The following is a 16,583-nucleotide window of genomic DNA, read 5'->3' on the forward strand; positions in this document are numbered from 1 at the left end:
ATCAGCAAATCTCACCGCGATTTAAAGCAATCTCACGCACAGCATCGATAAACACCTGCGCTCTGTGCGCGTAATTTCTAAACATATCCAAACTGGCGCATGCTGGCGACAACAAGACGATATCGCCTTCCTGTGCTGTTTCACCGGCACTGATCACAGCGTTTTCCAGACTATCGAAACTACGCATGTCTACGGATGTAATTTCTAAAGCAGTTTGAATCTCACGCGCATCTTTACCAATCAGTAAAACCGTTTTGACATAGCGCGACACTGGTTCTGCCAAAGGAGAAAAATCCTGGCCTTTGCCGTCACCACCTGCGATCAAAATAATTCGCTTCTCCGCACCACCCGCTTCTTCGCCCAGACCTTTTAACGCAGCAACAGTGGCACCGACGTTCGTGCCTTTGCTATCGTCAAAATAATCCACACCAGCGATGGTCGTTACTAATTCAACGCGATGCGGTTCACCCTTGTATTCGCGCAGCCCATGCAACAAGGGTGCCAAGGGAAGACCAATACCGCGACACAAAGCCAACGCAGCGAGCGCGTTACTCGCATTATGTTGACCACGAATTTTCAGGGCATCGGCAGGCATCAGACGGGTAATCGTGACGGGAACTTCGATTACTTCTTTTTTACGTTTGCGTGATACGGGCTGCTCATCTTCATCTGCAGTAGCAACTGCCAGCCAAGTCATACCCTGCTCATTCAACAAACCGAATTCGCCATCGTGCTGTGGCGCGTGACAGGAAAAACTTAAAAAGTGACCGTCGGCAGCTTGCATCGCCATGACTTGTTCATCATCACGATTCAGCAAGCGCAAAGTGGTGGCGCCGAAAATTTTAGCTTTATCAGCGCAATAATTCTTCATGTCGCCGTGCCAGTCCAGATGATCTTGGGTCACATTCAATACCGTCGCGACATCAGGATTTAGACTTAAATTGGTGTGCAACTGAAAACTCGACAACTCCAAGACCCAGACTTGCGGCAGACTTTCTGTGGCGATGCATTCGCATAAAACATCTAACATGGCCGGACTGATATTCCCGGCAACTTTGACACTCATGCCAGCACGAGCGCACAATTGTCCGGTCAGGCTGGTTACCGTTGTTTTGCCATTGGTGCCCGTAATCGCAATCATTTTCGGCGCATAACTATTAGTCGATTTCAGTTCAGCCAAGGCTTGCGCAAACAACTCCACCTCACCCCAGACTGGCAATCCCAATTCCTGTGCGCGCTGCAAAATTGTTTGCAATTCACCCTGCGGTGATAAACCTGGACTCAATACGATCAGATCTACACCTTCGACATGTTCCGCCTGAAATTCACCACCAAAGAATTCAGACTCTGGTGCCATGTCCTTCAAAGCTGGCAAGCGCTCAGGATTCGCACGCGTATCGACCACGCGCAGATGTGCGCCACAGCGCGACAGCCAGCGTGCCATCGCCAGACCTGATTCTCCCAGTCCGACGATCAATACCTGCTTATTCAATAAATCCGAAGAATTCATGCTCAACCTTATTTTCAACCCACATCCAAGCCTGATTTACGGTTCGCCTACTACGAGCGATTAGCGCAATTTCAATGACGACAAACCTAACAACACTAACAACATCGTAATGATCCAGAAACGCACAACGACTTGCGTTTCTTTCCAACCTTTTTGTTCAAAATGGTGGTGCAGCGGTGCCATCAAAAACAGACGTTTACCCACTCCATATTTTTTCTTAGTGAATTTAAAATAAGTCACTTGCAACATCACTGAGAAAGTTTCTACGACAAAGATGCCGCCCATAATAAATAGCACGACTTCTTGGCGCACAATCACGGCCACTGTACCAAGCGCTCCGCCCAATGCCAAAGCACCGACGTCACCCATAAACACTTGTGCAGGATGAGCGTTGAACCACAGAAAAGCTAAACCTGCACCGGCCATCGCACCACAGAAAATTAAGAGCTCGCCCGCACCTGGAATATAAGGAATCAATAAATACTTGGAGTAACCCGCATGACCTGTCAGATAAGCGAAAAGGCCTAGTGCAGAACCAACCATAATCGTTGGCATGATTGCCAAGCCATCCAGACCATCAGTTAAATTCACGGCATTACTAGTACCCACAATCACGCAGAAAGTCAGTGCGATAAAACCCCATACGCCGAGTGGATAGTTAAAGGTTTTGAAGAAAGGAATAATCAAATCCGCCTTGGGTGGTAAATCCATACTAAATCCAGATTGCACCCATGCCACGAACAATTCCATCACTTTCGTATTGGTCGGTGCCGACACGGAAAATGCCAAATATACGGCTGCCACAATACCGATCAAAGACTGCCAGAAAAATTTTTCGCGTGAGGCCATCCCATTTGGATCACGATAGACCACTTTACGATAGTCATCGACCCAACCGATTGCCCCAAAACCCAAAGTTACAATCAACACTACCCACACAAATCGATTACTCAAGTCTGACCACAACAAAGTGGAAATGCCTATCGAGATCAAGACCAAAGCCCCCCCCATAGTCGGAGTACCTGATTTAATCAAGTGGGTTTGTGGACCATCGGTACGTACCGCTTGACCAACCTTCAAACGTGTCAACATACGAATCACGGCAGGACCCGCGATCAAGCCTATAGAGATCGCCGTCATCGTAGCGAACACCGCGCGGAAAGTAATAAATCCGAACACGCGGAAGAAACCGATGTCTTGTTTAAAAAGTTCCGCCAACCAAAGCAACATAATATTTTTCCCTAATTTCTTTTCTAATTATTTTTTAAAATCTCTAAACCGGTTCGCCAGCGACTAAATGCGCAACGACACGTTCCATTTTCATGAAGCGCGAACCTTTTACTAAAATCGTATTACCCGCTAGTGCTTTGTCTTTCAGTTGCATTAGCAACTGATCGAAGTCTTCGCAGTGCTGTGCGCCACTGCCAAATGCCTGTGCCGAAGCCAATGCCAAGTTGCCAAACGTGAACAAAAAATTGATGCCGCGCGTTTTTGCGTACTGCCCTACTTCTTGATGAAATGCCGCACCATCAGCACCTACTTCGCCCATATCACCGAGCACTAAAGTCGTTGTTTTTTTTGCGGCAGCTAATACATCAATCGCCGCTTTCACGGAATCAGGGTTAGCGTTATACGTATCATCAATCACCAAGGCACCGGCCGCGGCCTGCTTGGCTTGCAAGCGACCAGACACTGGCGCAAATGCTTGTAAGCCTTCCACAATTTTTTCATTTGAAACGCCAATGGCTTTACAGCATGCCGCGGCGGCCAAAGCATTGAGAACATTGTGTTGACCTGCTGCGCGTAATTGCACGGTCATCACTTCACCCAGGACAGACAGCTGTAATTCACTACCGAAATCTTGTGGCACAAAACTAGCGTGTACTTCGGCTTGACTACCTAAAGTTGAGTTTGAAGTCGAGCTTAAGCCAAATGTGATGCACTGGCGATCCGCCGCAAATTGACGCCAGATCGGGGTATAAGTATCTTCAGCCGGAAACACAGCAATGCCATCCGTTGGCAAGCTTTGAATAAGCGCACCATTCTCGATCGCGACGGCTTCCACAGTTTGCATAAATTCTTGATGTTCGCGCTGCGCATTATTCACCAAGGCCACATTAACTTGTGCTATCGTGCTTAATACGGCAATTTCGCCAGGATGATTCATTCCAAGTTCGAACACGGCTGCCTGATGTTGCGCGTCTAGGCGAAAAACAGTTAAAGGCAGGCCAATCTCATTGTTCAGATTACCCTTGGTAGAAATCATGTGTTCGCTGCCAAACTGCGCAAGCAAAATAGACGCGATCATTTCTTTCACCGTGGTCTTGCCATTACTCCCAGTAACACCGATCACGGGCAAAGTAAATTGTTGGCGCCAGTAAGTGGCGATGGCCGCTAGTGCTAGTTTGGTGTCGGGGACTATCAGAGCTGGCACAGACAGATCGGCGGGAATACGTTCGGCAATCACCGCAACCGCGCCTGACTTCACAACCTCACTAAGAAAATCATGCGCATCAAACGTCTCACCGCATAAGGCAAGGAAGATGTTGCCTTGCTCAACTTTGCGACTATCCGTACTCAATCCACTGAATTGCGCATCAGCCGTCACGATAGAATTCGCGACCACTTTTTGTAGGGCTAATAGAGAAGAGCGAATCACGTTGTTCTCCTCATAGTGCTATTGGTCGCGACGGTGGCGAGTGCTAGTAGCGCATGTTCTTCATCGGAGAACGGCCATTTTTTACCATTGATGTCTTGATAGGTTTCGTGACCTTTCCCTGCGATCAAGATGACATCATTGACTTGGGCATGTTTGACTGCAAATAAGATTGCGCTGGCTCTGTCCTCAATCGCTTGCGGTGTGCCACTCATACCTTGCAAAATATCTTGAATAATTTTTGCAGGCGCTTCGGTTCGTGGATTATCACTGGTGACCACCACGTGCTCAGCCATTTGCGCAATCTTCCCCATTTGTGGACGCTTGCCCGGGTCGCGATCACCGCCGCAGCCAAATACACACCACAAATTACCTTGGCGTTCAACTGCGACTTGCTTTAAGGCTGTTAAAGTTTTTTCCAACGCATCGGGGGTGTGCGCATAATCAACCACGACCATGGCCTGCCCTGCAGAACCCAGTTGTTGCATACGACCTGGTACGGAAGTCAATTTTTCAATCGTAGAAATTGCGCGTTCCCAAGCAATGCCGCGTATCAAAAGCACACCAAGAACACCTAGTACATTACTGATATTGAATCGACCTATGGTCTGCGTTTTGACTACGCCGTTTCCATATGGCGATTCCAGATAAAACTGCGTACCTGTGTGTGTGGTCTTCAATTGACTCGCACGCAGGGCCGGAACGCTTAATTCCCAACTACTATCGATGCCGTAAGCAAGCAATGTAAGTTCGGGTTGCTTCGCAGAGAGTCCTTGTATTAGCTCTAGACCAAAAACATCATCGGCATTAATCACCGCGGCTTGCAAACCCGGCCATTGAAACAGCGCTTGTTTTGCCGCCGCATAGGCTTCCATGGTCTCATGGTAATCGAGATGATCACGGGTTAAATTCGTGAACAAAGCAAGATCGAAGTGCAAGGCATTTAAACGCCCTTGGTGTAATCCTATGGATGAGGCTTCTATCGCCAGTCCAGTTGCACCATTTTTCTTCAATGTTGCCAGGCGACGTTGTAGTTGCAATGCGTCGGGCGTCGTGAATCCGGTTTCTTGCAAACTAGCGACCATGCCGTCACGATAAGTACCCACCCCCAAAGTACCAATTACGGCACATGGCGTGTTATGCAAGGACAAGGCTTTTGCTATCCATTGCGAACATGAAGTCTTACCGTTGGTTCCGGTCACGGCGACGCTGAACATGGCGCTATCAGGTTTGCCATACCAAGCACTGGCAATTGCACCAAGTTGATTGATCAAATCCACCACAGCTAAATGCGGCACGCTGATTTCCAGCGCTGTTGGTTCATCCGTTTTTTCGTACACAATGGCCGCAGCACCGCGCTCTATAGCGTTTTGAATAAACGCACGGCCATCCCCCTTACCCGCGATACCGGGAGTAATAGGGAAAGCAAAAAAAACATCGCCTGGTCCAATCTCACGGGAATCGGACGTTAATTGCGCTTTCGCTGCATCCGCCACATTGGCGCGCAACCAATCGACTATTTCTTGTATCTGTACTGGAATCATAATTTGAGTCGTCATTACAATGTCTCCGGCACACTTGGCTCAGGAATGATATTCATGACTGAAGAATCTGGTACCACGTTCATAGAACGTAAAACATTGGCGGTAATCGCAGCGAAGACCGGGCCTGCGACCGTACCGGCGTAGTAGCCGCCACTACTTGGCTCGTCTAACATCACCGCAACAATGATGCGTGGATTTGACATAGGCGCAAAACCGACAAAATCGCTCACATATTTATTCACGTAACGACCACCTTCTATCTTGTGCGCAGTACCTGTTTTGCCGCCCACACGATAACCGGGAACGCGTGCCTGTGTTGCTGTGCCGCCAGGTTGCGTCACACTCTCCAACATGTCGCGCATTTTCATTGCGGTCGCTTCTGAGATAACACGAGTACCGATCGGCATTTCGCTCGATTGCTGGAAGGTGAGTGGAATCAAATCCCCTTTGCGCGCAAAGATCATATAAGAGCGTGCGATCTGCAATAAGGAAACCGACAAACCATGACCATAGCTCATAGTGGCTTGCTCGATTGGTTTCCAAGTCTTAAAGTTGCGCATACGCCCAGCGACCGCACCAGGAAATCCTATATTGGGTTGCTGCCCAAAACCTAGGGTTGCAAACATTTCCCACATTTCTTTTGGTGGCATTTGCAATGCAATTTTTGCGGTGCCAATATTGGAGGATTTTTGTATGACGCCCGCTACCGTCAAAGTTCCTTGCTTATGCGCGTCATGTATCGTTTGACTACCGATGGTCATAGCGCCGGGTGCGGTTTGAATTAATGTCTCTGGTGTGACACGACCGGTTTCTAATGCCAAAGCAATCGTAAAAGGCTTCATCGTCGAGCCTGGCTCGAAGGTATCGGTAATCACACGATTACGCAATTGAGCACCGGTCAAAACTGAACGATCATTGGGATTGTAGGTAGGCAGATTCACCAGCGCCAATACTTCACCCGTTTGTACATCCAAGACGACGGCAGCACCGGCTTTTGCTTTGAATTTTTCGACCGCTTCTTTGACATGCGTATAAGCGATGTATTGAATCTTGCTGTCGATCGATAGCTTTAGATCTTTACCATCATGCGGCGGACGAATCGATTCAATATCTTCTACGATACGACCGAGGCGATCTTTAATTACACGACGACTACCCGTCTTGCCAGCCAGATTCTTCTCAGAAGCGAGCTCAATGCCCTCCTGGCCTTTGTCTTCGACGTTGGTAAAACCGACGACGTGTGCCATTACTTCACTCTCAGGATAAAAGCGCTTATATTCTTTACGCGTTTCTATGCCTGGTATACCGAGTGCAACTATCTTATCTGCCGCAGCTTGCTCCACCTGACGTTTCAGGTAAACAAACTGACGATCTGAATCTAACTTCTTTCTCAACTCCGCTTCTGGCATATCCAATAAGGTCGCCAACTCACGCAACTTAGAGTCTGGCGCATTCAAAACATCTTCCGGGATCGCCCAAATAGCCTTTACCGGCACCGATGATGCCAATACCTGACCATGTCTATCAGTGATCTTGCCGCGAGTTGCTGATAACTCCAAGGTGCGAGCGTACCGATTCTCGCCCTGCTTTTGCAAAAATTCGGTCGTCATACCTTGCAAGTACAAGGCGCGCGTCATCAGTGCAAAAAACGCTGCAAACAAAAAGAACAATAATAGGCGCGAACGCCAAACTGGCAATTTCACTGCTAACACGGGATTCGATGAGAATGAAACGCCTTTACCAGCAGCGGTACGGGAATTTGAGTTGACGCGGCTCACTTGACCACCTCGGCGGTTAAGTATTGCGTGCGATCTGGCGTCACATGTGCCATGCCCAATTCTTGATTGGCCACCGCTTCAATCCGAGAATGCTTACCAAAAGTCGATTGATCCAATTTGAGCTGCGCCCATTCAACTTCGTACTGTTTACTCAAAGTCTGAGCGCGTTCCAACTCAATAAACAAGCGACGTGCCTGATACTGAGAATTAATCAAGGTCAAGGCACAAATTACCAATGCGGCACCTAACAAGATATTCAAACGCGCACCCATTACATGTCTCCTGCAATACGTTCGGCAACGCGCATGATGGCAGAACGTGCGCGCGGATTGCGCAGCACTTCTTCCTCACTCGGTTTTACTCGAGAGACTAAGCGCATTTGAGGCTTAGGCAAATCAGCTTCACGAATCGGCAGACGACGATCCGGCTGTACCACCTTCGCTTTAGATGCGAAGAACTGCTTCACGATACGATCTTCCAGCGAATGAAAACTAATGACCACCATACGTCCGCCCGGAGCCAAACTCGAATAGGCGGCTGCTAAACCGATCTCGAGGTCTTCAAGCTCCTTATTGACGAAAATCCGTATAGCTTGAAAGGTGCGAGTTGCCGGGTCTTTGCCCTTCTCGCGAGTTTTGACGGCGTGTGCGACGAGTTCGGCAAGCTGCCGAGTACTTGAAATGGACTCGCTCGCCCTGCGAGCAACAATCGCCTTTGCAATCTGAAAAGCAAACCGTTCTTCCCCATAATTTTCTATGACCTCCCTAATTTTTTGCTCATCCTCTTGCGCCAACCACTCCGCCGCAGAAATGCCGCGTGTCGTATCCATACGCATGTCTAATGGGCCATCATTTCTAAAACTAAAACCCCGCTCCGCATCATCCACCTGTGGCGAGGAAATCCCGAGGTCCATCAAAATACCGTCCACTTGTGCCACGCCTTGCTCCTGCAAAGCTTCGGACATAGTGGCAAAACTGTCGTGCACGATGTGGAAACGCGCGTCAGCAATTTGCTGCGCATTGGCGATCGCATATAAGTCTTTATCAAAGGAAATCAGTCGACCTTGAGCACCAAGCTGGCTTAAGATCTTGCGGCTATGCCCGCCGCGACCGAAAGTACCGTCAACGAAAATCCCGTTCGCACGCACACCTTGTATCTCGAGCGCGTTAACTGCATCGTCCAACAACACCGTGTGGTGAATGAATTCTTCCTGATGATTCACAGTCATGACGCGCTATCAGAAAGAGAAATTGCTGAGTGCTTCGGGCATGCCACCGGCGATGGCTTGCGCTTCATTTTCGGCTAACTTGGCAGCATCCCAAATTTCAAAGTGCGAACCCATACCGAGCAACATAACATCGCGCTCCATACCGACCGCATTACGCAATTCAGGCGTCACCAAAATACGACCGGAACCATCCATTTCCACATCAGAAGCATTACCGAGAAAAATACGTTGCCAAGCACGCGCGGCCATAGGCCAGGCGGCGATCTGTTCGCGATGCGATTCCCAGATTGGGCGAGGAAATAGTAAGAGGCAGCCATGAGGATGACGGGTCAAAGTCACCCGACCTTCGCATTGCAAAGCGAGCGCGTCACGATGCCGGGCCGGTATAGACATCCTGCCTTTTGCATCTAAATTGAGTGCTGACGCGCCTTGAAACACGGTTTTGGCCTTATCCTTACTTTCGAGAAATACCTTTAGAAGATTTGAGTTATTTCATGACTTGCTAATTTATGCCACAAAAAAACACTTTTTCACACTTTTCCCCACTTTAGAGGATCACTTGAGCATGGTCAAGCAAATTTATACGTGAAATGCGAAATTATTGAATAAAGTCAATGACTTAGCGCACATAGCTAAACCAGAGACGAACAGAATATCTCAATAAATTAGGGACTTACGGAAGATACTGAAAGTAGGACATCAGCTATACCCATGTGTTTAAGGGATAGACCCTGAATATCGTTAAAGGCGATAAATGCCACACTGTTTAATAACAGTGCCGCCAGTAGGAATGTGCAATATTGGGGAGCGAGGGAAATGGCGCTATCGTTGTGGCTGTGCTTGGATAAGCCAAATCCAAGCATGCCGATAGGAACAAGTGCAAGTCAATAATGAGTTCAGTATCTACGTGAAACTTATAGGTACAAGTCGCAAACGACGAATGCCCTACCTATGAAGATCCTATCTCTTTATTTACGTTCTTTAAGTAGCAAGTTCATAAATTGATCGATAGGAATAGCCTCTGAAAAAAAGAAGCCCTGATACTCGTCACATTGACACGATACCAGTGTCGTCAGTTGGAGTGCATTTTCCACACCTTCTGCCACGACTTTTAAGCCCAAAGTTTTTGCCATAGCAACGATAGCAAGAACAATCGCCGTGTCATTAGAATCGGCAGGCATGTCTTGAATAAAAGACCTATCAATTTTCAAGCTACTTACTGGGAAACGCTTCAGATAAGCCAAGGAAGAATAACCAGTACCAAAATCGTCAATCGACAAAGTATAACCAGCAGCATTCAGGCCATGCATGTGCTGTATGACTTGCTCATGATTATCCATCACCATACTCTCGGTGATTTCAAATTCCAAATCTTCAGGTTTAATTTGCCAAAAGTCGATTACTTTTTGCAGCTCATCCAATAAAAATTCATTACTGAATTGCATGCCAGATAAATTAATTGCGACTCGACCAAACTCGCCTGAGCTGGTTTTACACTGGGCAAGATCACGACAAACGATATCCAAAACTTGCATACCCATCTTGCCGATCAGCCCAGCCTCTTCCATAAAGCCAATAAACTCGCTTGGCAAGACTATGCCCTTTTCTGGATGATTCCACCGCACCAAGGCTTCCGCCCCCACAATCTTCCCGCTCTGAATACACACTTTGGGTTGATAATGTACGACGAATTCCCGATTATCCAATGCGCGCCTGAGTTGCGACTCAAAGGCCAGACGCTCCGTGGTATGCACGTTCATATTTGCGTCATAGAACTGATAATTGTTCTTGCCATTATGTTTCGCCCGGTACATCGCAATTTCTGAATTTTTCATCAGCACCTGGGCTTCGGTACCATCCTCAGGAAACGTCGCGATACCGATACTCGCGCTAATTTGCAATGTTTGCCCATTGATCTCGAAGGGCGTGACGACTGCCTGCAGAAGCTTATCCGCGATATCGGTCAATTCACGCGGCGTCTTGTAGCGATCCAATAAAAGCATGAACTCATCGCCCCCCACTCGTGCGATCGTATCTGACTCAGAGAGACTCTGCTTTAAACGCATTGCAACATCGCGCAACAAGTTGTCGCCTTCTGCATGATCGAAGCTATCGTTAATCGCCTTGAATCTATCCAAATCAAGCAAAAGTACCGCCAGACTTCCCTTAGTATCCTCAGCATAGATGAGGGCTTTGGACAAATACTGATTAAACAAAAACCGGTTCGGCAGCTTAGTTAATTCATCATAATGTGCCAAACGTATGGCCTTTTCTTCTGCGCGCTTACCCTCAATCGCGATACTAGAGACATCGGTGGCAATACTAATCAAGCTCAAGTCTTCATTGCTCAAAGCTGCCGTTGATTCGGAGAATAAGGTGAATGTGCCCAGAATTAATCCGGTTTTTCCCATAATCGGCCACGATCCAACCGCTGCATAATTGGCCAGCAACTTACGTTGTGCGATAAATTCCATAGAAGGCGAGCGTGGGATATCTTGTGTCCAGACCGGTACCACATCAATGACGGCTTCACTCCAGACACCATTGCCATAGCATACCGGGGCTTCGGTGAGTTGACGTCGTAAAATTTCCGGAAAATGATGTCCAATTGTCTCAGTAAATACTTTCTGATCCAGCGACAACAATTGCACGCCGCAATGCCAGTGCGGGTTATTTCGCTCTACAAAATGGCAGGTGTCAATCAAGATAGAATCCAGACTTTCACTGCTCCCTATCAGTTGCAAGAGCTGATTTTGACCTTGCAATAAGCGCTCAGCATGCTTGCGCTGAGAGATATCTCGCATGACACAAAACACCATAGGTTCAACCGCAATTTTGACACGGCTCAGTGTCACTTCGCTGTACCAGTCTTTACCTCGCCTATGGGCAATCCATTCAAATTTTTGCACCTTATTTTGAAAGGCCAAGTCTACAAATTTCTTAATCGACTCCGCTTTTTTCGCGGCGACAGTGGGTTGGGTATAACGCAGATCAGCCGAAAACTCACCAATATCGAGCATCACTAAATCTGCTTTGCTATCGACCGCAAGCATTTCTAATGCATTCTGATTCGCATCAACAAAATTGTAGTTCTTATCAATCAACAATATCCCATCTTGCGCGTCCTGAAATAACATACGATAACGACGCTCACTCTCACTGAGCTTCTCGCGCGACAAGCGCAGGCTATTTACTTTGCGATACAGCAGGTAGGCAAGCAGCAGGGTAAAACTAATTGACAGCAATGCGATCAGCAATTTTTGTTCTAGGCGTTTGTGCCACTCCAGCAGTATCGTGTCCAGATCTCGCCCAAACACCACCACCAAAGAAAAATCACTCATTTTCAGATAGGTATAAGCCATCGCCTGATCGCTACCCAATAGGGAATTTTCCACTCTGCCATTTTCGGCAAAGCTATTTTGTATACTCTGCGCCAGTGCTGTATCTATAGTTTGGTCACGGCTTGAGGTGTGGGCGTTGCCGGCTTGCACGATTAATTTGCCGTCTTTATCGTAGAGCGATATTTTGGCACCGGCATCTTTTGCCACTCGCTCGTAAAATTCCTGAAAATAACTGAGGCTGATATCAGCCTGCACTTGCCCTACGGGTCGACCACTGGCATCGAATAGATTACGTGCCATTGGCAACACATATTGATTGGTTTTCTTCACCACGAAAGGTTGGCCGATAAGGACGTTGCGTTGATACGCATTCATCGTTTTGTTGAGTGCGACAATATGCGTCTGCGCACTCATATCGACAGGATCAATCGGGAAGCGCAGCGATGATGCCCATAGCATCCCATGATGATCAATGAATGAAAGTGCATAAATAAACTGCGAATCACGACGCTGATGGCTGAGAATTTGACGTGCACTAGCTTCGTCACGTGGCAAGCTTTCATTCTTGCTCTGTAATTCTTCACCGATCGCGATCACCACTCTGGACGTATCGTTTAAGACGCGGTTGGCATGCTCTTCTAAAATTCTAACGCTAAGCAAACTATTTCTATTGGCCGCCGCCAGGGTCAGACTTTTATCCTGAATTATCGACCACCAGGTTTGCGCAACTATGACGCTAACGATTAATAAGACACAAGAAAGTAAAGCCCAAATCGGGACTTCCCAAGCTTCGCGTTTCTTCTTACTACTCGCCATGCTTCACCTCTTCCTGAACCAATTTGGCCTGTGAATGCCACTCAGTCAATTTTGCGTATTTGTAATTTTAAGCATAGACATGACTTGTTGGTGATCCTTGATAAACCTTGGATATCAACAAATTGCCTAACGATATGGAGAATATCTATTTGTTAAAGTGTATCACTGCATTTGCAGAGTACCAACAAACATAAGAGATAATGAGCAAAACTAGGGTTCGAATTAACTTAGGGTATGTGGGACTGGCGATGGATCTTGTTCAATACAAGATCGCGAATAAAAATTGAAGCAGGCCGGTAGGCCGGATTCTGTTACGGCGCTTTACATTGCTGCATCACGCTATGACAATCATTCCTCTAGGCGACAGATTACTCCGCCGCTCAAGCTTTCTACCCGCACGCTCAGCGAGCCACCTCAACGCGTGCCTATTTGAAATTGCTCCGGGTGGAGGTTACCGCGTTTCACCCTTTGTGGTTTAGCATAGGCTTGCGCCCGCTACTCCCCAAAGACTCGTCTCTGTGGCCCTATTCCTCGTCTTATACCTCAGCTTGCGCCTCAGCTTTCAACGTACGGCCGTTAGCCGTCACCCTGCTCTATGGAGTCCGGACCTTCCTCCCGTCACCGTGCGAACACGGCAACCAGCGATTGTCTGGCCTGCTTCGGGCGCTATTGTATCAGCTTGCAAGCGTGGACTCGACCTATCGCAACAATCAGTACAAAACTATATTTCAATAGCTATATCAAATAATATATGTAAGAAAAAATGCACTGTCGAAGCAGTAATGCCTTTCAGTTAAAGCGAAAATGAGAACATCTCTGCGAGAAAATGCGAGATTTATTCGAATTGACTTTGTAGCTTTGGACAAAAATGAAAACCCCTCAACGCCGAGGCGCTGAGGGGCAGAGACACGCAGAGTAACCCAGTACAATATTCGCTTTTCTCTGCGCTCCTCGGCGACTCTGCGTCTCGGCGTTGAGGGGTTTTGAAGCATAATTAACTACCTGGTTCGCTTATCTGAACGGCATTACCACCTAAGCAGTGCATTACAGAACATAGCTTGGCTCCTTAAGAACCCATCTATACTAAAACTAATTCTTCACGTTTAACATTTTTTGCTTCAAGGATTCATCGGCAGGTACATTACCTAGCCAAATCTTCAGAACGGCATTATAAAACGCGGCATCATTAATCGTTTCACCAACTTTTTGGCCATTAAACTGGCACACGATACCGGTGCCCGGTATCCAGTCAAAGGTCAAGATATCGCCTTTTTTCAATACCGGCACCAAGGAGAACATTTGTCCGAAGGTGATCATAGGTTTCACTAATTTTGAACGTTCGGCGATGTCCAGATTATTTCTCAAACCATCCATAAATCGCTGACCCAAGTCATCATTGCTCAATTCTCGCAGCATGACCAGGGTTACGCGTTTTGCGCCCGGCAAGGCCAAGACATCTGAAGTACTTGACTTTGCTTCGGGTAAATAGAGCGCCGCCACATAAACTTTAAAAAAGACTTTGTAACGTACGCCAGCACCATTTAACTTTAGGGCTTGAGTACCGACCTGTACCGTTTCGTCGAGTTTGATCCCGGATACTGTCACCGTGTCAGCGCCAGCGGGCGTGGATAAAAAAGCGGCGCAGGCAAGGCTGAGTAGTGCCAACTGATGCGTCAAACGATGCTTGGTGAATGATACGAAGTTCATGGTGTCTCCTAGGTTTTTTAAAAGTCATTTCAAAAAAATATTTTTCGAACGACCGTATTTTTTCGTTAGTAAAAGATAGTGAAATTCCCAATTACACGCAAGCAAATCATTCTGAAAAGCAGAATTTTCGAATGATCCCTCCAAAAGTAGTAAAAAATCATTTTTATCGAATTTCTATAATCTTAGCCCAGCCTTTTGCATCGAGTTTGTCGAAACAACTACAATTCTGTTAGCGTATTACTTTTCGCCTTTTCGCTTCATCATCACAATTCAAAATCTCTATGTCTATATCCCGATCTGGTGGCCAATTAGTCGTCGATGCCCTGCAAGTGCATGGTGTGGAGTTTATTTTTGGTGTCCCGGGTGAGAGTTATTTACCCGTCCTCGATGCGCTGCATGATAGCCCTATCCGCTTCATCATCAACCGGCAGGAAGGCGGCTCTGCGTTTATGGCGGAAGCCTACGGCAAGCTGACAGGCAAACCCGGGATTTGCTTTGTCACACGCGGTCCGGGTGCGACCAATGCTGCGATAGGTGTGCACACGGCGCAACAAGATTCCACACCAATGATCCTTTTCGTTGGTCAAGTCGGCAATGATTTTGTCGAGCGCGAAGCATTCCAAGAAATCGATTACCGACGCATGTACGGAACGATGGCGAAGTGGGTAGCACAAATTGATCGCGCCGACCGAATACCTGAATACATTGCCCACGCTTTTCAGGTCACAACCAGCGGTCGCCCCGGACCTGTAGTGCTCGCCTTACCAGAAGACTGTCTGGCAGCGCAAGCCAGCGTTGCCGACACCCGTGCTTATACAGCAATTCAAGCCGCCCCTTCAATTGCACAAACGGCACAGATCAGACATTACTTGGCAGAAGCAAAACGACCTGTTGTGATTTTAGGAGGTGGCGGTTGGAATGCAGCAGCCTGTGCCAAGATTGCTCATTTTATCGAAGCGAATCACTTACCCGCAGGCTGTGCTTTTCGTTTTCAGGATTTGCTGCCGAATTCGCATCCTAATTACATCGGTGATATTGGTATTGGTATTAACCCGAAATTAGCACAGCGGATTAAGGAAGCTGATCTGATTTTAGCCATAGGGCCACGCTTAGGTGAAATGACGACTAGCGGCTACAGCTTGCTGGATGCTCCAGTGCCCAAACAAAAACTGATACACATACACAGCGACGCATTGGAATTAGGCCGGGTTTATCAAGGCGAATTAATGATCAATAGCGGTATGCCGCAGATCGCCGAGGTTTTAAGTCAAATGCAGCCGGTCAACAGCGACGCTTGGCGCAACACCGTGGTCGAGGCCAAAGCCGAATTATGCGCATGGCAAACCGAACCTGCACTCTTTACCCAAGAACAAGCACCACTCAATTTATGGCAAGTTGTCCGCAGCATCCAGCAAGCCTGTCCTGCCGACACCATAATCACGAATGGCGCGGGCAATTACGCGACCTGGGCACACCGTTATTTCCAATATGGTGGTTTCCGTACCCAACTAGCCCCCACCTCGGGTGCGATGGGCTATAGCATGCCCTCAGCGATTGCAGCAAAAATAGTGCAACCCGAACGCACAGTAGTCGTATTCGCGGGTGACGGCGAATATCTGATGAATGGGCAAGAACTGGCCACCGCTGTGCAATATCGAGCGGGTGTCATAATTGTGGTGTTCAACAACGGCATGTACGGCACCATACGCATGCATCAGGAGAAAGAATTTCCTGGCCGCGTGTCTGGTACCGAATTACACAATCCTGATTTCGCCGCCTTAGCCAGGGCTTATGGTGCGAGCGGCGAGATTGTGGAAAAAACTGAGGAATTCGCCCCAGCTTTAGCCCGTGCATTGGCACATACGCGAGAGCAGAATTTACCTGTATTGATAGAACTGCGCTACGACGGCAATTTAATTACCCCCGGTGCTAGTCTGCAAACTCTGCGAAAGCAAGCCTTGGTGAACAAAAATCTAACTTGACATTCCCTGCGCCAGATTAAA

General features: G+C 47.7%; 11 protein-coding genes and 1 other RNA gene. 1 reads left to right on the forward strand and 11 read right to left on the reverse strand.

The features are described from left to right. Position 1: 1 nt before the first annotated feature. From murD to AC1RR2_RS04935, 11 genes are all read right to left on the reverse strand, one after another. Positions 2-1,510, reverse strand: coding sequence for a UDP-N-acetylmuramoyl-L-alanine--D-glutamate ligase (murD, locus tag AC1RR2_RS04885; RefSeq protein WP_493221171.1), 1,509 nt, complete (start codon positions 1,508-1,510; stop codon positions 2-4). Positions 1,511-1,570: 60 nt separating this feature from the next. Beyond that, positions 1,571-2,740, reverse strand: coding sequence for a phospho-N-acetylmuramoyl-pentapeptide-transferase (gene mraY / locus AC1RR2_RS04890; RefSeq protein ID WP_493221172.1), 1,170 nt, complete (start codon positions 2,738-2,740; stop codon positions 1,571-1,573). Positions 2,741-2,783: 43 nt separating this feature from the next. After that, entirely contained in the window at positions 2,784-4,166 is a 1,383-nt protein-coding gene (locus AC1RR2_RS04895; RefSeq protein ID WP_493221245.1) for a UDP-N-acetylmuramoyl-tripeptide--D-alanyl-D-alanine ligase, read from the reverse strand. After that, the gene (locus tag AC1RR2_RS04900) at positions 4,166-5,725 is read right to left on the reverse strand and encodes a UDP-N-acetylmuramoyl-L-alanyl-D-glutamate--2,6-diaminopimelate ligase (RefSeq protein WP_493221173.1); all 1,560 of its coding nucleotides are present in this window, start codon (positions 5,723-5,725) and stop codon (positions 4,166-4,168) included. Before AC1RR2_RS04900 ends, AC1RR2_RS04895 begins: the two co-directional genes overlap by 1 nt. Continuing rightward, entirely contained in the window at positions 5,725-7,488 is a 1,764-nt protein-coding gene (locus AC1RR2_RS04905) for a peptidoglycan D,D-transpeptidase FtsI family protein (protein WP_493221174.1), read from the reverse strand. Before AC1RR2_RS04905 ends, AC1RR2_RS04900 begins: the two co-directional genes overlap by 1 nt. Next, positions 7,485-7,760, reverse strand: coding sequence for a cell division protein FtsL (gene ftsL / locus AC1RR2_RS04910; RefSeq protein WP_493221175.1), 276 nt, complete (start codon positions 7,758-7,760; stop codon positions 7,485-7,487). The genes AC1RR2_RS04905 and ftsL overlap by 4 nt, the downstream gene beginning before the upstream one ends. Then, positions 7,760-8,716: a 16S rRNA (cytosine(1402)-N(4))-methyltransferase RsmH gene (rsmH, locus tag AC1RR2_RS04915; protein WP_493221176.1), complete on the reverse strand. Its 957-nt coding sequence runs from the start codon at positions 8,714-8,716 to the stop codon at positions 7,760-7,762. The genes ftsL and rsmH overlap by 1 nt, the downstream gene beginning before the upstream one ends. Before the next feature lie 9 nt (positions 8,717-8,725). Next, positions 8,726-9,154, reverse strand: coding sequence for a division/cell wall cluster transcriptional repressor MraZ (gene mraZ / locus AC1RR2_RS04920; protein WP_493221177.1), 429 nt, complete (start codon positions 9,152-9,154; stop codon positions 8,726-8,728). Between the two features lie 530 nt (positions 9,155-9,684). Continuing rightward, a complete protein-coding gene (locus AC1RR2_RS04925) occupies positions 9,685-12,873 on the reverse strand; it encodes a bifunctional diguanylate cyclase/phosphodiesterase (RefSeq protein ID WP_493221178.1) in 3,189 nt (1,062 codons plus the stop codon). A gap of 281 nt (positions 12,874-13,154) precedes the next feature. Next, positions 13,155-13,534: RNase P RNA component class A (gene rnpB / locus AC1RR2_RS04930), an RNA gene on the reverse strand. Between the two features lie 428 nt (positions 13,535-13,962). Further along, positions 13,963-14,580, reverse strand: coding sequence for a chalcone isomerase family protein (locus tag AC1RR2_RS04935; protein WP_493221179.1), 618 nt, complete (start codon positions 14,578-14,580; stop codon positions 13,963-13,965). A gap of 281 nt (positions 14,581-14,861) precedes the next feature. Here AC1RR2_RS04935 and AC1RR2_RS04940 point away from each other — a divergent pair, with 281 nt between their 5' ends. Next, entirely contained in the window at positions 14,862-16,562 is a 1,701-nt protein-coding gene (locus AC1RR2_RS04940) for a thiamine pyrophosphate-binding protein (protein ID WP_493221180.1), read from the forward strand. The last annotated feature ends 21 nt before the right edge of the window (positions 16,563-16,583 follow it).

Source organism: Undibacterium sp. GW821-FHT11H02, assembly GCF_058808015.1.